Source organism: Burkholderia sp. BE17 (assembly GCF_009362305.1).
Taxonomy (GTDB): domain Bacteria; phylum Pseudomonadota; class Gammaproteobacteria; order Burkholderiales; family Burkholderiaceae; genus Burkholderia; species Burkholderia pyrrocinia_C.
Genome location: NZ_WHNU01000019.1, coordinates 1 through 21,062 on the forward strand (window position 1 = coordinate 1; position 21,062 = coordinate 21,062).

24 protein-coding genes are annotated in these 21,062 nt (G+C 59.3%); 8 read left to right on the top strand and 16 right to left on the bottom strand.

What is annotated here, in order from left to right:
* The 6 genes from GD429_RS17570 to GD429_RS41110 form a co-directional block, all read right to left on the bottom strand.
* The coding region (locus GD429_RS17570; protein ID WP_152858340.1) for an ATP-binding cassette domain-containing protein at positions 1–310 on the bottom strand (310 nt) is incomplete at its 3' end.
* A 188-nt stretch (positions 311–498) separates the two neighbouring features.
* On the bottom strand, positions 499–1,614 hold the full coding sequence (locus GD429_RS17575) for a polyamine ABC transporter substrate-binding protein (protein WP_152858630.1): 1,116 nt from the start codon (positions 1,612–1,614) through the stop codon (positions 499–501).
* A gap of 61 nt (positions 1,615–1,675) precedes the next feature.
* The gene (locus GD429_RS17580; protein WP_152858343.1) at positions 1,676–3,097 is read right to left on the bottom strand and encodes an aspartate aminotransferase family protein; all 1,422 of its coding nucleotides are present in this window, start codon (positions 3,095–3,097) and stop codon (positions 1,676–1,678) included.
* A 37-nt stretch (positions 3,098–3,134) separates the two neighbouring features.
* Positions 3,135–4,472, bottom strand: a complete 1,338-nt coding sequence (locus GD429_RS17585; RefSeq protein ID WP_152858346.1) for a glutamine synthetase family protein — start codon at positions 4,470–4,472, stop codon at positions 3,135–3,137.
* A gap of 28 nt (positions 4,473–4,500) precedes the next feature.
* Positions 4,501–5,286: a gamma-glutamyl-gamma-aminobutyrate hydrolase family protein gene (locus GD429_RS17590; protein WP_152858349.1), complete on the bottom strand. Its 786-nt coding sequence runs from the start codon at positions 5,284–5,286 to the stop codon at positions 4,501–4,503.
* A gap of 297 nt (positions 5,287–5,583) precedes the next feature.
* The gene (locus GD429_RS41110; RefSeq protein ID WP_072437498.1) at positions 5,584–5,808 is read right to left on the bottom strand and encodes a hypothetical protein; all 225 of its coding nucleotides are present in this window, start codon (positions 5,806–5,808) and stop codon (positions 5,584–5,586) included.
* 413 nt (positions 5,809–6,221) lie between these two features.
* On the opposite strand from GD429_RS41110, the gene GD429_RS17600 reads away from it, so the two are divergent.
* Both GD429_RS17600 and GD429_RS17605 read left to right on the top strand, forming a co-directional pair.
* The gene (locus GD429_RS17600) at positions 6,222–6,773 is read left to right on the top strand and encodes a cupin domain-containing protein (RefSeq protein WP_034179449.1); all 552 of its coding nucleotides are present in this window, start codon (positions 6,222–6,224) and stop codon (positions 6,771–6,773) included.
* Positions 6,774–6,856: 83 nt separating this feature from the next.
* Entirely contained in the window at positions 6,857–8,347 is a 1,491-nt protein-coding gene (locus GD429_RS17605; RefSeq protein ID WP_152858352.1) for an aldehyde dehydrogenase, read from the top strand.
* 119 nt (positions 8,348–8,466) lie between these two features.
* Here the strand turns inward: GD429_RS17605 and GD429_RS17610 are convergent, their stop codons facing one another.
* On the bottom strand, positions 8,467–8,667 hold the full coding sequence (locus GD429_RS17610; RefSeq protein ID WP_152858354.1) for a heavy-metal-associated domain-containing protein: 201 nt from the start codon (positions 8,665–8,667) through the stop codon (positions 8,467–8,469).
* Positions 8,668–9,239: 572 nt separating this feature from the next.
* Here GD429_RS17610 and GD429_RS17615 point away from each other — a divergent pair.
* From GD429_RS17615 to GD429_RS17635, 5 genes are all read left to right on the top strand, one after another.
* Positions 9,240–10,085 carry a hypothetical protein gene (locus GD429_RS17615; protein WP_321574675.1) on the top strand — a complete coding sequence of 282 codons (846 nt, stop codon included), beginning with the start codon at positions 9,240–9,242 and terminating at the stop codon, positions 10,083–10,085.
* Between the two features lie 276 nt (positions 10,086–10,361).
* Entirely contained in the window at positions 10,362–10,565 is a 204-nt protein-coding gene (locus tag GD429_RS17620) for a helix-turn-helix transcriptional regulator (protein ID WP_152858357.1), read from the top strand.
* A 3-nt stretch (positions 10,566–10,568) separates the two neighbouring features.
* Positions 10,569–10,895 (top strand): hypothetical protein, encoded by a 327-nt coding sequence (locus tag GD429_RS17625; RefSeq protein WP_152858359.1) that lies wholly within the window; start codon positions 10,569–10,571, stop codon positions 10,893–10,895.
* Positions 10,896–10,940: 45 nt separating this feature from the next.
* Positions 10,941–12,398 carry a YfjI family protein gene (locus GD429_RS17630; RefSeq protein ID WP_152858362.1) on the top strand — a complete coding sequence of 486 codons (1,458 nt, stop codon included), beginning with the start codon at positions 10,941–10,943 and terminating at the stop codon, positions 12,396–12,398.
* 671 nt (positions 12,399–13,069) lie between these two features.
* The gene (locus tag GD429_RS17635) at positions 13,070–14,209 is read left to right on the top strand and encodes an inovirus-type Gp2 protein (RefSeq protein ID WP_152858364.1); all 1,140 of its coding nucleotides are present in this window, start codon (positions 13,070–13,072) and stop codon (positions 14,207–14,209) included.
* A gap of 251 nt (positions 14,210–14,460) precedes the next feature.
* Here GD429_RS17635 and GD429_RS17640 read toward each other — a convergent pair whose 3' ends face one another.
* The 5 genes from GD429_RS17640 to GD429_RS17660 all read right to left on the bottom strand — a co-directional run bounded on the left by GD429_RS17640 (position 14,461) and on the right by GD429_RS17660 (position 18,034).
* Positions 14,461–14,709 (bottom strand): hypothetical protein, encoded by a 249-nt coding sequence (locus GD429_RS17640; protein ID WP_193727126.1) that lies wholly within the window; start codon positions 14,707–14,709, stop codon positions 14,461–14,463.
* Positions 14,710–14,738: 29 nt separating this feature from the next.
* Positions 14,739–15,584, bottom strand: a complete 846-nt coding sequence (locus tag GD429_RS17645; protein ID WP_193727127.1) for a DUF2971 domain-containing protein — start codon at positions 15,582–15,584, stop codon at positions 14,739–14,741.
* Positions 15,585–15,594: 10 nt separating this feature from the next.
* Positions 15,595–16,878 (bottom strand): hypothetical protein, encoded by a 1,284-nt coding sequence (locus tag GD429_RS17650; protein ID WP_152858370.1) that lies wholly within the window; start codon positions 16,876–16,878, stop codon positions 15,595–15,597.
* A gap of 150 nt (positions 16,879–17,028) precedes the next feature.
* Complete coding sequence (locus GD429_RS17655; protein ID WP_152858372.1) at positions 17,029–17,295, bottom strand: hypothetical protein; 267 nt, start codon at positions 17,293–17,295, stop codon at positions 17,029–17,031.
* The gene (locus GD429_RS17660) at positions 17,285–18,034 is read right to left on the bottom strand and encodes a DNA/RNA non-specific endonuclease (RefSeq protein WP_152858375.1); all 750 of its coding nucleotides are present in this window, start codon (positions 18,032–18,034) and stop codon (positions 17,285–17,287) included. The genes GD429_RS17655 and GD429_RS17660 overlap by 11 nt, the downstream gene beginning before the upstream one ends.
* Positions 18,035–18,204: 170 nt before the next feature.
* Here GD429_RS17660 and GD429_RS17665 point away from each other — a divergent pair, with 170 nt between their 5' ends.
* Complete coding sequence (locus GD429_RS17665; protein ID WP_152858378.1) at positions 18,205–18,936, top strand: hypothetical protein; 732 nt, start codon at positions 18,205–18,207, stop codon at positions 18,934–18,936.
* A 4-nt stretch (positions 18,937–18,940) separates the two neighbouring features.
* On the opposite strand, the gene GD429_RS17670 is transcribed toward GD429_RS17665, so the two are convergent.
* The 4 genes from GD429_RS17670 to GD429_RS17685 all read right to left on the bottom strand — a co-directional run bounded on the left by GD429_RS17670 (position 18,941) and on the right by GD429_RS17685 (position 20,968).
* Positions 18,941–19,267, bottom strand: coding sequence for an H-NS family nucleoid-associated regulatory protein (locus GD429_RS17670; protein ID WP_152858381.1), 327 nt, complete (start codon positions 19,265–19,267; stop codon positions 18,941–18,943).
* 54 nt (positions 19,268–19,321) lie between these two features.
* On the bottom strand, positions 19,322–19,759 hold the full coding sequence (locus GD429_RS17675; protein WP_152858384.1) for an SET domain-containing protein: 438 nt from the start codon (positions 19,757–19,759) through the stop codon (positions 19,322–19,324).
* Positions 19,760–19,820: 61 nt separating this feature from the next.
* Entirely contained in the window at positions 19,821–20,012 is a 192-nt protein-coding gene (locus GD429_RS17680) for a hypothetical protein (protein WP_152858387.1), read from the bottom strand.
* A 722-nt stretch (positions 20,013–20,734) separates the two neighbouring features.
* Positions 20,735–20,968 carry a hypothetical protein gene (locus tag GD429_RS17685; protein ID WP_152858390.1) on the bottom strand — a complete coding sequence of 78 codons (234 nt, stop codon included), beginning with the start codon at positions 20,966–20,968 and terminating at the stop codon, positions 20,735–20,737.
* Positions 20,969–21,062: the final 94 nt, after the last annotated feature.

Genomic DNA, 21,062 nt, shown 5'->3' on the forward strand with positions numbered 1-21,062 from the left:
ACATCATGTTCACCGGGCGGCGGTACGGCGGCAGCGACGCGAGATCCTCGCCGTCGACGAAGATCTTGCCGGAGGTCGCCGTTTCCAGCCCGGCGAGCATGCGCAGCAGCGTCGACTTGCCGCAGCCGGAGCTGCCGAGCAGTGCGAACAATTCGTTCTTCGCGATCGTCAGGTTCACGTTGTCGACGGCCGTGCTGTCGCCGAATTTCTTCACGACGTTTTCGATGCGCACGAAGGCGTCGTTTTGCGTACGGGCCGCGGCGGCCGGTTGAATCTGTCGTGCAGCAGCGGAAGAGGGTATCGATTGCATGGGAGTCACCATTCGTTCTTCACGGATTGCAGGCGTGAGCGTCCCCGCACGAGGCGCGCAACGCGACTCGCGGACAACGGCTCGTGCCGGATGGAACAGTGCGCGCGACGCGCGCGGGCGGACGGAGGTCCGCGGATCTCAGGCGGGCAGGCGTGGAGCGATGCCTGCACCGCCGTCATTCATCGCGATCAGTGGCCGGTTTTCAGCTGCGCCCACAGACGGTTCTCGAGGCGCAGGATGTCGGCCGGCATCGGCTTCATCAGCACCATCTTCTTCAGCACGTCTTCAGGCGGATAGACGGTCGGGTCCTGCGCGACGGCCGGCGTGACGAACTGGTGCGCGGCCTTGTTCGCGGTCGGGTAGAACACCGTGTTGGTGATCGCCGCGTTGACCTTCGCGTCGGAGACGTAGTTGATCCACTTCAGTGCAGCCTCGGGGTGCGGCGCATCCTTCGGGATCACCATCACGTCGAACCACAGCAGGCCGCCTTCCTTCGGGTTCGAGAACTTGATGTCGTACGAGCGCTTCGCTTCCGACGAGCGGCGGTGTGCGATGCCGACGTCGCCCGACCAGCCGAGCGCGACGCACACGTCGTTGTTCGCGAGGTCGTTGATGTAGCCGGACGAGTTGAACTGGGTGATGTACGGGCGGACTTTCTTCAGGACTTCGAATGCGGCCTGGTAATCGCCGGGGTTCTTGCTGTTCGGATCCTTGCCCATGTACTGCAGCGTGGCGGCGAACACGTCGACGGCCTGGTCGAGGAACGACACGCCGCAGCCCTTCAGCTTCGCCATGTTGGCCGGATCGAACACCAGTGCCCAGCTGTCGACGGGCGCGTTGTCGCCGAGCGCCTTCTTCACGGCCTGCGCGTTGTAGCCGATGCCGTCCGTGCCGTAGGCCCAGGGCACGCCGTACTGGTTGCCCGGATCCGCATCGGAGATCATCTTCATCAGCAGCGGGTCGAGGTTCGCGAGGTTCGGAAGCTTCGACTTGTCGAGCTTCTGGTACACGCCGGCCTGGATTTGCTTGGCCATGTAGTTCGACGTCGGCACGACGATGTCGTAGCCCGAGCTGCCGGCAAGCAGCTTCGCCTGGAGCGTGTCGTCGCTGTCGTAGTTGTCGTACTTGACGTGGATGCCCGTCTGCTTCTGGAAGTTCGGGATCGTGTCCGGTGCGATGTAGTCGGACCAGTTGTAGACATTCAGCTCGTCGGCATGCGCCGACGGGCTGGCGACCGACGTGAACGCTGCCGCGGCGGCGAGGGCCGCAACGGAACAGGCTTGGCGAAGAAAGCAGGCACGCATGGTGGAGTTCCCCTGGTTATGGCGGCGTGCGGCGCCCGCCGCACGCTTGTAGGCAAGGCCGTTACGAAATACCCAGTTGCTGGGCGGTTGCATCGACGGCCTTCTTCGCCTTCGACACGAGTTCATCGATTTCCGGACGCGAGATCACGAGCGGCGGCGACAGCAGCATCCGGTCGCCGGTCGCGCGCATGATCAGGTTCCCGTTGAAGCAGAAGTCGCGGCAGATCGTGCCGACGTCGCCGCCGTTCGCGAAGCGGCGGCGTTCGGCCGGCGCTTCGGCGAGCTGCAGGCTCGCGACGAGGCCGTGGCCGTGCACTTCGCCGACGATCGGGTGACGCGCGAAGGTTTCGCACATCAGCGCCTGGAAGTACGGGCCAGTATCGTTCTTCACGCGCTCGACGATCCCTTCGTCGCGCAGCAGCTTCAGGTTCGCGACCGCGACGGCCGCGGCCACCGGGTGACCCGAGTACGTGAGGCCGTGGTTGAATTCGCCGTTGTCGATGATCGGCCGCGCCACTCGCTCGTGGATCCCGACCGCGCCCATCGGCACATAACCCGACGTGAGGCCCTTCGCCATCGTGATCAGGTCCGGCTCGAAGCCGAAGTGCTGGTGCGCGAACCATTCGCCGGTGCGGCCGAAGCCGCCGATCACCTCGTCGGCGGCCAGCAGGATGTCGTACTTGCGGCAGATCCGCTGGATTTCCGGCCAGTACGTCGACGGCGGGAAGATCACGCCGCCCGCGCCCTGGAACGGCTCGCCGATGAACGCCGCGACGTTCTCCGCGCCGAGCTCGAGAATCTTCGCTTCGAGCTGCTGCGCACGCGCGAGGCCGAACGCCTCGGGCGTCTCGCCCGGCTGCGCTTCGCCGAAGAAATACGGTTGATCGATATGCACGATGTGCTCGACCTTCGACGGCATCTGCTCGTGCATGTAGCCCATCCCGCCGAGCGTGGCGCCCGCGATCGTCGAGCCGTGATAGCCGTTCTTTCGCGAGATCACGTACTTCTTCTGCGGCTTGCCCTGCACGCGCCAGTACTGGTGCACGAGGCGCAGCACGGTGTCGTTGCCTTCCGAGCCGCTGTTGCAATAGAAGAAGTGGTTGAAGCCGGCGGGCGTCACTTCCGCGAGCATCGCGGAAAGCTCGATCACCGGCGGGTGTGTCGTCTTGAAGAACGTGTTGTAGAACGGCAGTTCCTGCATCTGGCGATACGCGGCGTCGGCGAGTTCCTTGCGGCCGTAGCCGACGTTCACGCACCAGAGGCCGGCCATCCCGTCGATGACCTTGTTGCCGTCCGAGTCCCACAGGTAGACGCCGTCGGCCTTCACGATCACGCGGCTGCCCGCGCGGTTCAGCGCACCCATGTCCGAGAACGGGTGGATGTGGTGCGCGGCGTCGAGCGCGCGGTATTCGGCGGTCGAGCGTGCCTGCGTCGCGCGCGGCGCGGCCGGCTGGATCCAGGCAGATTCGTTGCGGTAAGTCATGTTTCCTCCGTGATTCCGTATGGCGTTGTACGCGCGCTTAGACGTGCAGCAGCAGATGGCGGCGTTCCCACGAGCTGATCACGCGGAAGAACGCTTCGTATTCGGTTTCCTTCAGCGCGAAATACGCCTTCAGGAACTTGTGGCCGAGGATCTCGCCGAGCGGCTCGCACGCGGCCATCAGCGTCAGCCCTTCCTCGAGGTTGCGCGGCAGCTGGTACGGCAGGTCGTAGCCGTCGCTGACCAGCGGCTCGGTCGGCTCCAGGCGCTGCGTCATGCCGAGGTAGCCGGCCGCGAGCGTCGCGGCGAGCGCGAGGTACGGGTTGCAGTCGACGCCCGGAATGCGGTTCTCGATGCGGCGTGCCGACGGGCCCGAGTGCGGGATGCGGAAGCCGACCGTGCGGTTGTCGTAGCCCCACTGCACGTTGATCGGCGCAGCCATGAAGCGCGACAGCCGGCGATACGAGTTGATGTACGGCGCGAAGATCGGCATCAGCGCCGGCGTGTATTTCTGCAGCCCCGCGAGGTAGTTGTAGAACATCGACGTCGCGCCGCCGGTTTCCTGCGACGTGAACAGGTTCAGGCCCGTTTCCTCGTCGACGATGCTCTGGTGCACGTGCATCGCCGAACCCGGCTCGTTTTCCATCGGCTTGGCCATGAACGTCGCGTACATGTTGTGACGCAGCGCGGCCTCGCGCACCGTGCGCTTGAACAGGAACACCTGGTCGGCCAGCGACAGCGCGTCGCCGTGCATGAAGTTGATCTCCATCTGCGCGGCGCCGACTTCGTGGATCAGCGTGTCGATGTCGAGGTTCTGTGCTTCGCAGTACTCGTAGATGTCCTCGAACAGCGGATCGAACTCGTTGACGGCTTCGATCGAATACGACTGGCGGCCCGTTTCGGGGCGGCCCGTGCGGCCGACCGGCGGGCGCAGCGGCAGGTCCGGGTCCTTGTTCATGTCGACCAGGTAGAACTCGAGCTCCGGTGCGACCACGGGCTTCCAGCCCTTCGCCTTGTACAGCTCGAGCACGCGGCGCAGCACGTAGCGCGGCGAGATCTCGACCGGCGAGCCGTCGAAGTGCACGCAGTCGTGGATCACCTGCGCGGTCGGGTCGACGGCCCACGGGATCAGGCGGATCGTCGACTCGTCGGGCACGCACACCATGTCGGGATCGGTCACGCCGGTCAGCGAGCCGTCCTCCGGATATTCGCCGGTGACGGTCTGCACCATCACGGCCTGCGGCAGCCGCATCGATTCGCCGGACGTGAACTTGTTGCGCGGCGTGATCTTGCCGCGCGCGATGCCGGCCATGTCGGGAATGATCGCCTCGACTTCGGTGATCCGGTGTTGCTTCAGAAAATCTTCGATGTCTTGCATGTCTGTTCTCGTAAGTGGGTCGGCGCGCTCAGGCGAGCGCGGCGGCGGCCATGGCGCGCGTGCGGGCATTGCGGCGGGCGCGGCAGGCGTCGCCGAAGGCGCGGAAGATCGCGCTCGACAGCGGGTCATGCGCATGCCGCCATTCCGGGTGCCATTGCACGGCGAGTGCGAAAGCCGGTGCATCGACGACGCTCACGGCCTCGATCAGGCCGTCCGGCGCGACCGCCTCGACGGCGAGGCCGGAGCCGAGCTGCGCGATGCCCTGCTGGTGCAGCGAGTTCACGTGCACTTCATCGCGGCCGCCGGCGAGCGCGTGCAGCTTGCCGCCGGGCGTCAGGTGCACGACATGTGCGGGGCCGTATTGCGTGTCCATCGGCGCGGCGTTGTCCTCGCGGTGATCGGCGAGGCCCGGCACTTGCTGCACGCGCTGGTGCAGCGTGCCGCCGCAGACGACGTTCAGCTCCTGGAAGCCGCGGCAGACGGCGAGTACCGGCACGCCTGCGGCGATCGCCGCGCGCAGCAGCGGCAGCGTCGTCGCATCGCGTGCCGGGTCGTGCTTCGTGCCGGGTGTGCTCGGCTCGCCGCCATACTGGTGCGGCTCGACGTTCGAGTAGCTGCCGGTAAACAGCAGGCCGTCGACCGTGTCGAGGATGTCGTCGGCCGACTGGCGCTCGCCGAGCGCGGGCAACACCATCGCGAGCGCCTGCGCGCCGTCGACGATCGCGGCGACGTATTTGTCGCCGACCGTATGCGACGCGTGTGCGCCGATTTGCGTGTGGTCGGCGGTGATGCCGACGAGGGGTTTCCTTTCCATGACGTCAATCAGTAATCCATAGGGCTGTGGCGTGCGTCGTTTCGGATATTGCAAAACGCAGGCGCGACACGGCCCCGCAGCCTGGCGCAGAGCGCAAGGCCGCTGGTGAATGGGCGCAGCGGGATGGCGTGGCGATCCGCGCTGCGCGCGACGATCAGGCCGTCGTTCGTTTTGCTGCGATACGTGACGTGACGCGGGCGACGCGGCAACGAATGCGCGAACGCGTTCCGTCACCGCATGGACGATGCGGTTGGCGAATCGGCAGACGAAACGAACGACGTAAAGAAAGGAGAGGCGCTACGGCAGCAGCGACGCCACTTCGTCGGTATCGACGGCGACGAATGCGCGTGCGGAAACGGCGTTGTGGCGCCGAACAGAACGACGGGACAGGATTGTGTAGATCGACAGATGCTGCAGGCGAGGACTATGCCAGCCGCAACTGCCATCGGAAGGGGACGCCGCGCTGCGCGAACTTCGCGCCACGCTTCGATCCCACCTCACCAGAGGGCCACGGACTCTCACGATTACACTCGACTGGGTTGTTGAAAGTATTGAACACCTGACCGTTTCGACGCGCTGGGCGTTTAAAATAATCAAGGCGCCGGTCCTGCGTCATTTACATTGATGGGCATCAATTATTGCGTTGCAATAACGCGTTTCGCTGCCCGTGAAAGCCAAATGACGCTGACCTGAGAGCCAGCATATACGAGCCAAAAACGGCGTCAAATGTTTTTTAACGGTCCTGCATCAGGGCTTTCCCGAGCAGTGCGAACAAAAGATTCACAAAAGGAATAATCGGCAAGGTGTTCATTATTTCGAACGCCTTTCAGGGTTTTCCCCGCTGATGTGCGGCATAAAGTGATTAGAATATTCAACGGCTGTCCACCGCGTCGTTTCACTTTGTCATCGCACTTATCGTGTCCGAAACCGAATCGATGTCCACCGAAGTCGCCGAGCGCCTGCGTTTCGTGCGCAACAAGCATGGCCTGTCGCAGCGCGAACTCGCGAAGCGCGCCGGCGTGACCAACGGCACGATCTCGCTGATCGAGCAGGGTCGCGTGAGCCCGTCGGTCGGCTCGCTGAAGAAGCTGCTCGAATGCATCCCGATGAGTCTCGCGGAGTTCTTCACGTTCGAGCTCGTCGAATCGCGCACGGTCGTGTCGCGTCGCGACGAGATGCCGAACCTCGGCAACGACACGCTCGCGTTTCATCTGGTCGGCGCGAGCGTGAAGGATCGCAACATGTGCATCCTCCGCGAGATCTACCAGCCGCACGCCGATACGGGGCCCGAGATGCTCGTGCACGCGGGGCACGAGGGCGGCGTCGTCGTATCGGGCCGGCTCGAGCTGACCGTCGACGGCGCGACGTGGCTGCTCGACCCCGGAGACGGCTACTACTTCGAAAGCCGTTTGCCGCACCGTTTTCGCAATCCCAGCGCGGAACAGATCTGCGAGGTCGTCTCGGCCAATTCGCCGGCGACCTTCTGACCGCGCGTCACCGCATTCGCGGCCGGCCGCGCATGATGCGCGCGGCGCGTCGCACCGCGAATGCCACAACATAAGGCATCCTGATGAACAAGTTGACTTTGGCTGACTGGCAGGACAAGGCGGCGTCGCTCGAGATCGAAGGGCGCGCATTCATCGACGGCGCGTTGCGCGACGCGCACGGCGGCAAGACGTTCGATTGCGTGAGCCCGATCGACGGCCGCGTGCTGGCGAAGGTCGCCGAATGCGGCGAAGCCGACGTGAACGCGGCCGTTGCGGCCGCGCGCCGCGCGTTCGACGCGGGCGTGTGGGTCGGCCTGAATCCGCGTGCGCGCAAGGCCGTGCTGCTGCGCTGGGCCGCGTTGATGCACGAGCATCTCGACGAGCTGTCGCTGCTCGAGACGCTCGACGCGGGCAAGCCGATCGGCGACACGACGACGGTCGACGTGCCGGGCGCCGCGTATTGCGTCGAATGGTTTGCGGAAGCGATCGACAAGGTCGGCGGCGAAGTCGCGCCGGCCGATCATCATCTCGTCGGCCTCGTCACGCGCGAGCCGGTCGGCGTGGTGGCGGCCGTCGTGCCGTGGAACTTCCCGATCCTGATGGCCGCGTGGAAGTTCGGCCCCGCGCTCGCGGCCGGCAACAGCGTCGTGCTGAAGCCGTCGGAGAAGTCGCCACTGACCGCGATCCGCGTCGCGCAGCTCGCGTACGAAGCCGGCATCCCGGCAGGCGTGTTCAACGTCGTGCCGGGCGCGGGCGAACCCGGCAAGCTGCTCGCGCTGCATCGCGACGTCGACTGCATCGCGTTCACCGGCTCGACGGCGGTCGGCAAGCTGATCATGCAGTACGCCGCGCAATCGAACCTGAAGCGCGCATGGCTCGAACTCGGCGGCAAGTCGCCGAACATCGTGCTGCCCGATTGTCCCGATCTCGATCGCGCCGCGCAGGCCGCGGCCGGTGCGATCTTCTACAACATGGGCGAGATGTGCACGGCCGGCTCGCGGCTGCTCGTGCATCGCGACATCAAGGATGCGTTCATCGAGAAGCTCGTGGCGGCCGCGCGGGCTTACGTGCCCGGCAACCCGCTCGATCCGTCGGTGTCGATGGGCGCGATCGTCGACGGCATCCAGCTCGAGCGCGTGCTCGGCTACATCGAGACGGGGCGCAATGAAGGCAGGCTCGTCACGGGCGGTGCACGCGTGAAGGAGGAGACGGGGGGCTTCTACGTCGAGCCGACGGTGTTCGAGGTGAAGCCCGATGCGAAGATCGCGCGCGAGGAAATCTTCGGGCCCGTGTTGTCGGTGATCGTGTTCGACGACGTCGACGAGGCCGTGCGGATCGCGAACGACACCGAATACGGGCTGGCTGCGGCCGTATGGACGTCGAACCTGACGACCGCGCACGACGTGTCGCGCCGGCTGCGCGCGGGCACGGTGTGGGTGAACTGCTACGACGAGGGCGGCGACATGAACTTCCCGTTCGGCGGCTACAAGCAGTCGGGCAACGGCCGCGACAAGTCGCTGCATGCGCTCGAGAAGTACACCGAGCTGAAGTCGACGCTGATCCGGCTGCGCTGACGCGATGCCGCGGGCGCATCGCCGCTTGGCGGTGCGCCCGCAGCCCGCAGCCCGCAGCCCGCAGCCCGCAGCCCGCAGCCCGCAGCCCGCAGCCCGCAGCCCGCAGCCCGCAGCCCGCGTTATGCGGCGCGCAGCGCGGGGTGGAAGCCGGCGGCCTCGATGATCGACTGCACGCGCTCGGCGCCTTGCGCCGATTCGACCTTGACGATCTTCGTCGCGACGTCGATTTCGAGCTTCGCGGCGGGATCGGCGGCCGTCACCGCACGCGTGATTGCATTGGCGCAGCCGCCGCAGGTCATGTCCTGGACTTCGAATTCCATCGTGTTCTCCTGAGTTTGTGGTGAAAAAATAACAAAATCAGCGGCTTGCGTGAGGATTGGGCTTCATCGGCCCATCATTGGGCCCATCGTGTCGCTCCGGTGATGACTATCCTCGACCTCTGCCTAAGGCTTCACCACCTCGAAGCGATTGAAGTGATGTTGGGACGATGCTTGATCGCACGGAGGATATGGCGGTGAACTGCTGAAGCCTGAAGTGGCGGGCGATGGAAAATCGCTGCGACCCCAATAAGTTGAGGAGAAATATACTTCCAAATGAGCATCTAGTCTGCAAGGGCGAAATGCTACTTGCTACGCCTCGGTCGACAGGTGCGCATCTGAGACCTGACACAATCGCGTCGGCTCGTACAGTATACAAGCTGCAAGCGTGATGGGGCTGCACAGGCTCGATTTGTCTACTGATGCGTGGGACTGTCGCGTCGGTTGCCGACTAGCTGGTCCGGGCAGGATTTCCGCCAGAAATCGAAATGGAGGCGACTGTGCGGCGGCAGTGTTGCAATCTTGCCGTACGCCTGTATTTGGGACGGACACTGACTTAACGAGATGGGATTGATGTGAAAATCAAGAGACCGGATTTTATCTTGGAGGCAGAGAAGAAGCTCAAGGTGATTTGGGACCTTCTCAAAAAGACAGATGCCGTCAGATTCAGGCTCACCGTGAAGTTGTATCGCGAGGACAGACGCGAGCCGATCGTGATCACGATGGAAGGCACGCGGGCCGAGAAGGGTAAGTGGAATGTTCAGGCACCGTTGAACAAGCGTACCGGCCCTATCGAGTCGGGTAGCGAGTTGCAGGAAAAGTTGAAGGCTATTGAAGCATCCGTCCGAGACTATATTTCGAGGCACTCGCTTGATGAGGAGTGGCGAGACTGGTCGAGTGCGCTCAATGAGGTGATGAGCTCAGGCCGGTCAACCGACGATCTGGAGTATCGAAGTCAAATTCCTGTGCAGGCAATCGCCGGTCACGGATATGACGCGCATTTTTTTGCCCCGGTCATGGCGATGGCCTATGTCATCGAGGGCACCGAAGCATTGACGAGAAATGACCTGGAGCAGGCATCGCGTAGTGTTGAGCGAGGTATGTACTGGTCGCGTGATGAGATGCTCATTTCCGATCCGAGGAACCGGTTCGTCGGGCGTGCCCGTACGGGCGGCGGCGGCAAAGCAGCCCGCTACAAAGAGGTGAAAGAGAAGGTAGCGGAGCTTCTACGAGAGTTGCGACCAGAGGGGTGGGACACCAGTACTCAAGCTGTCGATGTCGTCGCGGATAAATTGACAAGAGAGCATCCGGCATTCGTGGAAGAGCGCGGCCTACAAACCGGAAACCTTTCGCGAACGATCAAGGGTTGGCTGAAGAAAGCCCCCGACAAGTTCCCGCACTTGATCAAGCCCAAAGAGTAGATCGTCCAGCGCTTCGTCCCTAATAACCCCTCAGTGCGAGGGGTTTTTTGCGCCCCGAAATTTTATTTTTAGCAGACGTCTGGGAGCACTGTCGCGACCTCCCTACCATGGCCTCATCGTTCAGTGCAGTGCAGGACAGCACAGGTCGATACAGGCAGGTCAGGTGGGGTTCACGGATGGTAGCTGGGCCACACCTTCGCTCTTTAACAACGGATGCAGCACTACTGATGCGCTCTAGCGCGATCTGCTGTCGTCCATGTAAACGAAAGGTGTTTTATGACGTTGGATGAAATTCCACCGGTTCTGAGTGTCAAGCAATTTTGCTCGATCATCGCCAAGTCCAAGTCGTGGATCTATGAAGAATGGAAGCGCGAGGGGAGCGACCTTCCAAAGCCGTTCAAAATTGGTAGCGCAACCCGTATCTTGGGTGAAGCGACGGCCAATTATCTCAAGAAAAAATCGAATACAGAGCAGGAGTAAGGGATGAGCGAAGAAAGAAAGCCAATGGCTGATACATTCACTGGACGAGAGAGGCTTGGCCGGCAATTGAATACAACTTCGGGGATGGATGATTCGGAAAGCCAACCCGTCGAGGATGACGGAGGCTGGGACGAACTCGGCTCGGGCAATAAGGTTCAAAAGGAGATGATTCTAAAAGAGCATTTCCCGAAAGCCTTGGAGCGATTCAATGCAGGCGTGAGCTTGTCCAAGATACGCCAGCATTACGAAAAGCTAGGAGCGAAATACTCGCCGGTTACGTTCAGGAAGAAATGGGACGAGCTAGTGAGAGCACACGCAGAACACGGTTGACTAATTAAGGGGCGCTTCGGCGCCCCATTGTTTTGGGGTTTTATAATGAATGACATTGTAAACTATACTCCACCTTCGTATCCCATCTATTCATTTCCGCCGGAGATTGCACGGGCGATATTCGAAGTGAAGGAGAAGATAAAAGCACCGGATGCTCTAATCGCTACATCCTTTCTTGCAACGATGTCGATTGCATGCCAAGGGGTAGTTGATGTCAAGCTTCCATTCGGCGCCGTTGTTCCAGTATCGCTGAACATACTGATCAAGGCTGAGTCAGGGGAGCGAAAAACCGCCACTGACAAAATCGTTGGTGAGCCGATTTATGCTCACGACGAGGCAAGCATCGGTCAACATCAGCAAGACCTGATCCAGCACAAGGCAGATCATCGCTACTGGAAGACGGTCGAATCGACAATCAGGAGCATGATCGCCAAGGCAATCCGGCAAGGGGAGGATGCCGAAGACCTACGTCTCAGGCTGGACGAGCATATCAAGAGCGAGCCGGCTCCGCCTCAACCATACCGATTCATTCACCAGGTCGCAACTGAACCAGCATTGATGAAGAGTCTGGAGGGTGAAGGCAGATCCATTGCCATCACCACCGATGAAGGGGAGGTGGTGTTCAAGGGCGGTCTGATGAGCCGACCTGGATTGCGTAACAAGGGTTGGGATGGTGCAAAGCTGCTGGTATTCGATCGGCTTAGCACCGGGAGTATCGTTGCCAGGCAGCCTCGCATCACGGTTAATCTCATGGTGCAAGATGCCGTGCTCGATGTATATCAGCAAGATCGTGGTGCGGTTGCGCGTGGTTCAGGCTTTTGGGCGCGATACTTGGTAGGTGCGCCCCAATCTACTCAAGGATTCCGGTTCATCAACTACATCGACGAGGAGTGGCGCAGTCTCCCAGCATTCCATGCTCGTGTGAGGGAGTTGCTGGACAGCTACGCTACACAAAGGAAGTCAGGTGTAGTGAAACGCGAGATACTCGAGTTCGATCCCGAGGCAGCAGCGGAATGGGTGCGATTGTTCAATCACCTGGAGGGGCAAATCCAACCTTGGCAGTACCTGAGTGACGTCCATGACTTTGCATCGAAGGCAAATGAGATGCTGGCTCGTGTCGCTGCTATCCTTCATTGCTTCACGAAGCAGCAAGGAAAGGTAACGAAAGCGACACTCAACTCTGCGGTGGCTATCGTGAACTGGCACTTGCACGAGTATAAGCGATTGTTCTCGCCACAGTTCAGTGCCTTCTCGATGCAGCAGAGCATGACTGAGTTGGAGCGGTTTCTGTTCCTCAACTACTGGAAAGCGGGATTGCAATGCGTACCCAAGAATCACGTGCTGCGGAATGGTCCGAACCATCTTCGATCTAAGGCTGCCCTCGAGCCAGTAATTGCAGCGTTGATAGCTCAAGGATCGATCAATGTGTTCAAGGATCAGGGTACTAATAAGGTCATGATCGGATTTATTGCATATCGCTTCGGCTCGTTGAACTACTACTGATTGCACGCCACCTTCGGGTGGCGTGTTTTTGCTGGCTCGTCAAATCCGTTGCGACTTCCGCGACAGTCGCAGGAGTCGCGGTCAATTTCCGCCGTTCCCAATTTGGGCGGCAGCGAAACACCCCGAGCGTCGGCGACTTCCTACCACGCTCGGCACGGAAAAGCAATCCCAATCAGGCCGCGTGGGCGCAGTCCTGGCGAGCGGCTTTGTTCTCGACGATAGGCATGTGCACCACGCTACACCCCTGTTCCATGTGCTTGCTGGTGGTTCATGTGCCTTTTACTGCGTGCGTATGTATGTATATGAGGAGCGTCATAGAAATGCGCGCTTCTCTTGGGCGTTGTTGATTGAATCGCAGTGGTTCTCGTGTGAATCGAGAACATGCAACTTCTGCTTCATATGGAATGCGAAAGGATAAGATAACTTCATCTTCTACGCATTGATACGAAGCAAGGATGGATAGGCGACATCTTTCTCCTCGTCTGCTGTATCGCGCAGGTGGTGAAACCTATCGTCGATGAGATCCACATCGATCAGTCATCGACAAAAAAGAAGGTCTCAGGTTCATCGGCTAGCTGAGCGTCGCTTGCAGGCAGTTCAGCGACACGAAGAACAAGAGACCGAACATCAACTACCGTCGCCATGCTGCGACGACACATCATTAAGCAACTATGTACGAGATCAATGAAGACCCGGAAGCACTGGAGGTAATCGCTCGCCTTGATGAGCGCATGAACCTCGAAGAAACTGATGTGTGCGGACGTAGGCAAGTGGTCATCCACAAAGGCTACGCTTCACGCTACCTCTTTACCATCGAGAAGTTCGTTCAAGACATCGAGAAGGGACGTAAAGGATCGTTCATTGAAGAGACTGCTCGCTACAGCGGTATCAAGCGCATCCGTGAGCTGTACTTCGGCAAACGCTACTATCGCTTGGTCAACGAATGGCTCGAGCGCTACGCGGACATCTATCACTACACGGCACGTGTGGGGCTGTTCTATGACGTGTGTAAGGAGTTAGGCTTGATCGGCGATCAGCATCCTTTTGCTTTCGATATGCCGGGTGACGTTGTGCGAGCTGATGGCGCGCGATACATGGACCTGTTCGATATGCTCATTGAGAAGATCCGTGAGCGTTGTCAGTCACGTGCATTCAAGGAACGTGAACGACTGAGAGAAGCTAACGCTGAGAAGAACAGGACAAACGTACTGGCGTTGGAAGAGGCGATGTTCTCGAAGGAGACGGGTAGATCACGTTGGCTCGTGCTCTCGTTGACGCTGCGCTACAAGCCGCAGTTTCGTCGCTGGATTACGCCGGAGGTGATCCAGCATCATCGTGATCGCTTCTTTGCTGCTCGTCGGTTCAATGAACTGATGTCAGGCGTTGGAAACTATGTGTGGGCGATCGAGCAAGGGGAGGACACGGGATTGCACCTGCACGTCATCCTGTTCTATTCGGGTGAGCATAATCACGACGAGCACATCGCGAAGCAGATCGGTGAGTACTGGGCCAACGTGGTCACGGAAGGTAAGGGTGACTACTGGAACAGCAACACGGCTCGATTGAAGAAAAGCTACGAGAAGCGTGGTCATGGGGTTGGTGTTGGTCAGATCAACTGGAACGACAGGACGAAACGAGAAGCGTTGTGCAAGAACCTCGTGTATCTCGCCAAGTCGGAGCAATACTTGATGATCAAGGGCGCCGAACGTATTCGCACGTTCGGCATGGGGCAGGTGCCGACGAAGGCGAAGACGGGACGGCCTCGCATTGATACGAGTACGGTTAAGACGAGGGGTGATTTGACGGAGTGATCTGCCTGACGAGTCTGGTGTGAGCGCAACCACGCCGGATGCGAATCAGACCGACTGAATCGAGCTGCAACGGTGTGAGGTGCACTAGGTAGAGGTTGGCATGGGTCTGGCTCGTCGTGACCACGGAGCCGCTGTCAGCGGCTCTGAAGACCCGTGCCACAACGCTCGATGCACTGGTAAGGTAACATCATTGATCACGTTGCCTCTGTAGCTTGGGACGCTCGGGCATCGTTAGACTAAACGATGAACTTTCACGCGATGCGAATCTCGACAAAGCCGCCGAAGGTCATGTTCTCTTTGAATGGATAGTTGAGCGGGCCTCTGGCTTCGAGACTGTCCAGTGAGTGGGAATGAAGTGACACTCTTGCCTGCTCGGGGTATGTGGCGTCCCAGAGTATCGACAGTGCAACACTGTGCTCGTCGGCCATCGTTTCGTCGGCGAAGGATGCTCCAGAAGACGATTTCAAATCAAGAGCGAGCTTGTCACGAACCTTGGGCATGGCACGCAACTTCTGAAACATCTCTGCCGTTATCGGTACGGTGACTTCGACTGTCGAACGTCGCACGTTATGTTTAGCGATTTCAGGAACTGGGCAATATACGTTTGCGTGGCGCGGTCAGTATTGCTTGGACCGATGACAATTTCACGGATGCACTTCCTCAGGTCCGGCGTGCAAATGTACGGTGTCAGACCATAGCGCCCTTGTCTCCATAGCGTGGTCGGTTTTTCATTTGCGAGTTCAGGCTGGCCGCCTAACCTCTCAAGTACGTTCTCGCTTGAATTGTAGATGATGCGCCATTCTTGTTCTGAAGAAAAAGACTCATCCTTGTAGAATGCGCATAAGCGATCGATAAAATCTCTTGCCGGTTGCGTGCCGAGATTTTGGCCGCTCCGGATCAATTTCGCGAGAGCCCTAAGTAGTGAGTCTGTCTTTTTCCCAGATTCGGCGTAAACGGTTGGGCCGAACAACCACCTGCTTTGCGGCTCTTCGAAATTTAGGTCTCGATAACTGGAATCCAGCATTGGAGCCCCAATTGTGTTCCGTACTTCGTTAACGTCCAATCCAATTGCAAAGCCAGTGCCTCGTTCACCGTACGCAACCCATTGAGGCACTGAATCTCCAGCTTCAGAGAAGCAGCACACGTAATAGTCACTAATGCCCTCGACTTCGTCGAAGTGAAAGCCGAGCTGTGAGGAAAAAGCACGAACGGTAACGTCGGTCTCTGCCAGTTCTTTGATGTGCTCGAAGGCCAGTTCTTTGAACACCGCGAGTTCACGCCGGTCGTTTGTTTTTCGGGCGTCGGAAACCCAAAACTTCCCGGTTTGCATTACGGAAACAAATGCCTGTGGGTCGCAGTAATGGTAGATGTTCATGGTCTCTCTTCTATTCTGCTGCTTCCGTGTAGGCTTCGATGACTTCATCGGACATATGGGCCAGATGCTTCAGGCTGCCGATTTCCTTCGCGTTGTCGTACGAGATGTATGTGCACATTTCGCTTAGCGCCCGGCCTTCCAGCAATGAAAAGACGGGGCGTCGGATTTCCTGCAGGACCTTTTCCCGCTTTTCTCCCGGCGCGACGATATGTAGTTTAATGTTAATGTTCGGCTGCAGCGCAACAAGGTCGGCCATTCGTAGCAGGCCGGAGTATACGGAGGTCGTGTGCTCGACTTCGAAGGCCCGCACGATGAATCTTTTGCGCAGCCACAGTACGTCGATTTGCTCGACAGTTTTCATCGTGGCCGAATCGTAGCTGATCGGCAATTCGTCAAGAAGTACACCGGGTTCGGGCTGCCAGATCTTGAGGACACGACTGCGATCCGCACGCGGGAGCCAAATGCTGAATCCCATCGCTGCGCCTACACGCGCGATGAGACCTTGCATTTGCATGGATTCCCGTATCGATTCGCCATCGGCAAATTCCTCATCCCCTTCGTCCGGGACGATGGGAACGGTCACGCTGATATGCTTGTTATCAACACGCCGAACCGTTTCGTCGCCTTTCCAGAACTCTTTGACGAGCGGATGATAGAAGAAGCACGCGATGGTGCGGGCACTTCCTTCAAGGCCGAGGTTGTGCATACCGTCCAGAATGACCTTGTTGGAACTGACGATTTGCGTGCCGATCGATGTCGTATCCCAGTCGATGTTGCAGGGTAAATTGAAATAGTCGATGACGGAGCGCCGATCCTTGAGCGAGACTATTGTCAAGTTGCGAACCGGATCAAAAGAAGCAAGGTAGGCACCGATAGCGTTCCCGCTCGGCCCGGTGAGATGGTTCTTTTGCCCCGCGTTCATTGCATACAGCTCATCGATTAGCTGTGCTTTCCGCAATCCGTCTGTCTCGGTGAGAACAGCGTACATGAGGTCACCGAGTGCCCGATTGCTGTGGAATTCGTTGAGCATCCGTCTCCACGCGCCTTGCGGCACCATGACCTTCGCAACCGCCTCGTCGTCCCGCGTGTTTCCCTTTCCATTGCGATCGAGAATCCGGATGATTTCGTCACATTCCGCGTCGGAAAGGACGCCTGCAGGCTTTGACAGGATACGAGTAGTCCAAAATTGACGAACTCTCTCGCTGAGTTGTTGCCATATTTGATCTTTCTGTTGCGCGTCGTAAGCGTTTCGGAACGCCTGTATAAGTGAGGCGGTATTGTTGGTTTGAGTCACGGTATTCTCCTGCCTGATTGGCGACAGACGTCGCCGAATCGACTGCAGCCCCTCGAAAAGCGTGTGATAGCCGCGCTGGGCGCGGCGGTGAACGGACACGCACTATGTGCTTGCGAGCGGCAACGTCCTCGAGATCAAGCGCTCCGCTGTCTATCCTTCGAACGGATTCTTGATCTTACCCTTCGGCGCAGCAGGCTCGTCACGGACATGTTCGGGCAGTGCCGGTTCGTGCTGAAGCACGTCTACGATACTGGCGATGGCCTTCTGTAGTGAAAGTGCAGCGGCGAGACCCGCCTTGTCGCGTGTCAACTCCAACGTGCCTGACAGTACGATGCGGTCGAGGTCGTTGGTCACGGTGAACGCGTCGCCGAGAATGTTCACGACGGTTGAGTCGTCTGCAAACGCCTTAAACTCCATTCAAACCTCCGATGCGAGTGTCTTTCAGCGACTCCGGAATGCCTGGGAATCGCAAGCCGCTTTGTGCCTCAAGCTCGCGCACTGTCGCGATCGTGTAGCGCTTGGTTGCGGTGTTATTCGCAACGACCGCGAACGCGAGCCGCTTCTGAGGGACATAGACTACCTTGAAAATCTGAGTTGGGACGATGACGCCGGATTTGCCGATCGTCGTCAGCTCTGCACCCTTGAACAGTGGCCCTGTGACGACATACGTGTCCGGCGCTCGCATGCCGATTCGGCGGACTGCCTCCTCGATGTGCGCCCACAGGTGACGGTTGTTCGTCGGGTTCTGCGGCACCATGTTCGCAAGCGTGAATGACTCGGCCATCGCATGATCATTCCAACGATCTCCGGCCGGGCTCATGTGTCCGCGATCGTAGCCGCTTTTGCGATAGTCGGTGAGTTGTGCGCCTTCGCCGTTAGGTAACCGCGGCTCCTCGAAGAATCGGTTCGTGCGGATCTCGTTCTTCGCCGCCACTAGGTGCGACCGGGTCAGGTGTTCGGCTGACCAAAGCGGTCCGTGCGTGATGCTCGAGTGCAACACCTCAAAATCTGAATAGCAGAGGAGGCGCGTCTTCGCGGCTATCCGAGGATTGGTGACGACCGGAGATTTTCCTTTCGGGCTGAACTGCGGGCAGGAGTTGGAAGCAAAGGCGTGCGTGGCAAGGGCCATTAGCACGCACGCGAAGATTTGTCGCATAGGAGCTGCATTGAGTGTGGGGCCCGAAGTATACGGCCGAACTCTCCGCCAATCGCCTTATCGGCGCGCAATTTCCCTTGGGCAATTCCGTGCCGACGATACAGCAGCCGTGACGCGAGGGGGATGGGCAAGCCGAATCCTATGGTCTGACTTCCTATCCAGAGTACATCGTGACAACAAGCTCTCAGCAACCTTTTTCCTCGGCGCTAACCGCACTCGAGAATGCCATCACCCGTCTCGGTCCGGGCCTTCAAGCGATCGCCGCAACAGCCGCAAGTGCCGAGGCGACGGCAGAGGCCGCGATCCCTAAGTCGCAGGAGGGCACCGCACCCGGCGATGTTGTCGTGCTCGACGCAAACGGCAGATTGCCGGCAGTCGATGGCAGTCAGCTCACCAATCTGCCGTCACCGCATGGCATCCTGCCCGTAATGACGATTGAACTTGGCCACGGCGCTCAGGCCAACGGCGGTCGCGGTATCGACATGGGAAGCTGGTATCAGATCGATTTCCGTATCGGCGTCTCGGCGTCCAATGGCTTCGAGTACATCGCGAATGCCGACGGAACGATCACTATTCCCGCCGGCGTCTATCTGGTGTCAGGTAGCGCGAAGATTCTCGCAACTTCGACTGACACGTACCAGTTGCCGGCGCAGATGTATTTCGCGGCCGGTCAGGGTTACGCTTATCCGGGTGTCTACCAGGACGCCATCCAGCAATATCCAGACGCACCGGTGGGTAGTGCCTCGATCTCTGGCGTGCTCGGCTCGCTGCGCATGAGTGGCGTGCAGGCGAACTGGGGAAGCAGTAACCCGCTGTGGATGGGCTTTGCCAAGGTACTCGGTTCGCAGAGCCAAACGCCGCTGGCGCTGCAGGGCTACATGTCGATCGTCAAGATCGGATGATCGATCAGGTTCGTTCTGGCCACCACGGCTTGGGCGCCTCGCGGATGAGATAGTCGTCGAGGTTCTTGTCGACGAGCCACTTGGGACGCGGACCTTTGCCAGACCATGACCGTCCAGAGTCCGGATCGTAATACTTGGCGGGTGCCTTCTTTTGCTTGGCCTGGATGAAGCCAGCGGCGCGCAGGAGCTCGATTTCGGTGATGCCGTACTCTTTTACGTGCTCGCCGATCTTGGCAAGTATGGCTTGCTTTTCCTGTTGCCTGGCTTCTTCAACAAGCAGGTTCAATTGCCCGAGCTGCTTCTGCAACTCGCGAATCGTTGGGTTGTTCATGTTGCGTTTTCTCGAAGGAAATTACGGATCGAGCGTATTCGCGTACTGCGAACCTCACGTGCTGCTGAGCATGGTGCCGCGACAGGCGGACACGCCGCAGCAACAGCGATAAGCGGTACGATCGTGATGCGTTGTGCTCTCGTCAATCTCGAGCGCGTAGTCGATCAGAAGTTCCTCGCCAGTCTGTATGTCACGCACAGCGTTGACGAATACGCGGCCATCCATGTCGATAGCTTCGCAGTTCGGTGCGCACGCATGGTTCAGCCGCCGTGCGCTGTTACCGCCGCGTCCACCATCAATAACCATGCCGTCCGACAGGCTGAAGAGGAAAGTGTGGCCGTCATCGCCCCGGCGCTCGTAACGCCGAATCGCTGATTGCCAGGTTATGACCTCACCCTTGTATTGGAAGATGCGTTCCCCGGTGCGAAGGAGCTGGGCCGCGAAAACACTGCGCCCGTGAACTGTCGATCGTCTGACCACTACACGTCGCATGCTTGTTGCCCTTTCGATGGTTGCGACTGACCTAAGCAATCCGGTCCGAGCGCGGCGTCGATCAGAGGATGCGTAGGTGGCGAATCTGCGCGATCTCAGGCGACCGCGTCAGGATTAGGTCGGCGATGTATTCAGGCAATAGGGCGCGCGGAATGTTGGCGGGGACGTCGGTGATCAATTGCGAGGCGACCTGGGCGATGAAATCGTCCGGCGCCTGTTGCAGGCTATGCTCGTAGGAGACGCGGTAATCCATGATTGTTCCAGCTGTGGCGGCGGGCGAACGCGATTCTATCAGCGGATGGGCCAGAGAAAGAGGCCGGGCTCCGGTCTCCACCGCTTTTCGGGGACGGAGCGACTTCGCGTTTCGGACTGAGGGGTCGATAGACGAAGATCATCGGTTCTTTGCCGAACGGCGGCTCCTCGACTATCTTGATAGCTTGCGCTATTTCAGTGCGTTTCCAAATCGAAAGGTGTTCCCCATGAACGCTCCAACGATTGAGTCGCTTTCGGCAGCCGCCCGTGCGGGAGTCACCGTAATCCAGCGGGACGGTAACACGCGGCGGATTCAGGGTGCCACAGCGTCTGTCGGAACCTCGGTAATCGATGTATTTTTCGATCCCGAGCGCGGAACATATGCGTGGACAGTCGACGGGATCGAGCGAAGCGTTGATTGGGTACGATGGTTTCTGGAGACCGAGTAGCGTCTTTCAGCTTGTCGGGACGTGAATCTGGCGATGCGCTGAGATCGCCGCCGGTAGGTGGTTCCACGGTCTGTCGATCGGATGGCTGAATGGTGGGCCTTGGTTGCGAGGACTGCAACGTTTGGGGGATCATCAAAAGCCCGTATTTTTCCTTTCATGCGCTAGCCGCCGCCGTGATTGAACAACGCCGAGTGTCGACGATCGAAGCATCGATGCCGACCGACCGATTGTGCCCGTAGTGAGTCCCAGGACTGCGCGTGACGGCAGGATGCAATCATCGTTGACGCCAATCCGCGCGACCGATGCCATAGACGCGATCACATTCGTCGTATGCCTCGTCGATTGAGAGATATAAATGATCCGAAGTCGGAAATGGCGCGTCGAGGGATTCGTACCGCATCAGTAAATAAACTCCGTCTTCGAGCTCTTCAATCTCGACCTTCACGGTCGTGCCCTCGCTTTCGCCTCGGCCATCAAGGGATTTCCGTGTTGGCGCCCAAATCAGCATAGGTGGCTCGTGTCCGTCAAACGTAGTGTTTTCATGTGCGTCGCTCAGCGTCGTAGGTTGGCGTCCCCGGGATTGTCGACGATCGAGGCAATCG

Excerpts from the sequence above, each read along its gene's own strand:
- GD429_RS17625 (WP_152858359.1), top strand. The coding sequence starts at position 10,569 with ATGAGCGAAGAAAGAAAGCCAATGGCTGATACATTCACTGGACGAGAG.
- GD429_RS17660 (WP_152858375.1), bottom strand. The coding sequence starts at position 18,034 with ATGCGACAAATCTTCGCGTGCGTGCTAATGGCCCTTGCCACGCACGCC.
- GD429_RS17685 (WP_152858390.1), bottom strand. The coding sequence starts at position 20,968 with ATGCTGATTTGGGCGCCAACACGGAAATCCCTTGATGGCCGAGGCGAA.
- GD429_RS17575 (WP_152858630.1), bottom strand. The coding sequence starts at position 1,614 with ATGCGTGCCTGCTTTCTTCGCCAAGCCTGTTCCGTTGCGGCCCTCGCC.
- GD429_RS17585 (WP_152858346.1), bottom strand. The coding sequence starts at position 4,472 with ATGCAAGACATCGAAGATTTTCTGAAGCAACACCGGATCACCGAAGTC.
- GD429_RS17670 (WP_152858381.1), bottom strand. The coding sequence starts at position 19,267 with ATGAACAACCCAACGATTCGCGAGTTGCAGAAGCAGCTCGGGCAATTG.
- GD429_RS17580 (WP_152858343.1), bottom strand. The coding sequence starts at position 3,097 with ATGACTTACCGCAACGAATCTGCCTGGATCCAGCCGGCCGCGCCGCGC.
- GD429_RS17655 (WP_152858372.1), bottom strand. The coding sequence starts at position 17,295 with ATGGAGTTTAAGGCGTTTGCAGACGACTCAACCGTCGTGAACATTCTC.
- GD429_RS17645 (WP_193727127.1), bottom strand. The coding sequence starts at position 15,584 with ATGAACATCTACCATTACTGCGACCCACAGGCATTTGTTTCCGTAATG.
- GD429_RS17600 (WP_034179449.1), top strand. The coding sequence starts at position 6,222 with ATGTCCACCGAAGTCGCCGAGCGCCTGCGTTTCGTGCGCAACAAGCAT.
- GD429_RS17605 (WP_152858352.1), top strand. The coding sequence starts at position 6,857 with ATGAACAAGTTGACTTTGGCTGACTGGCAGGACAAGGCGGCGTCGCTC.
- GD429_RS17675 (WP_152858384.1), bottom strand. The coding sequence starts at position 19,759 with ATGCGACGTGTAGTGGTCAGACGATCGACAGTTCACGGGCGCAGTGTT.
- GD429_RS17680 (WP_152858387.1), bottom strand. The coding sequence starts at position 20,012 with ATGGATTACCGCGTCTCCTACGAGCATAGCCTGCAACAGGCGCCGGAC.
- GD429_RS17635 (WP_152858364.1), top strand. The coding sequence starts at position 13,070 with ATGTACGAGATCAATGAAGACCCGGAAGCACTGGAGGTAATCGCTCGC.
- GD429_RS17610 (WP_152858354.1), bottom strand. The coding sequence starts at position 8,667 with ATGGAATTCGAAGTCCAGGACATGACCTGCGGCGGCTGCGCCAATGCA.
- GD429_RS17640 (WP_193727126.1), bottom strand. The coding sequence starts at position 14,709 with ATGCCCAAGGTTCGTGACAAGCTCGCTCTTGATTTGAAATCGTCTTCT.
- GD429_RS17620 (WP_152858357.1), top strand. The coding sequence starts at position 10,362 with ATGACGTTGGATGAAATTCCACCGGTTCTGAGTGTCAAGCAATTTTGC.
- GD429_RS17590 (WP_152858349.1), bottom strand. The coding sequence starts at position 5,286 with ATGGAAAGGAAACCCCTCGTCGGCATCACCGCCGACCACACGCAAATC.
- GD429_RS17630 (WP_152858362.1), top strand. The coding sequence starts at position 10,941 with ATGAATGACATTGTAAACTATACTCCACCTTCGTATCCCATCTATTCA.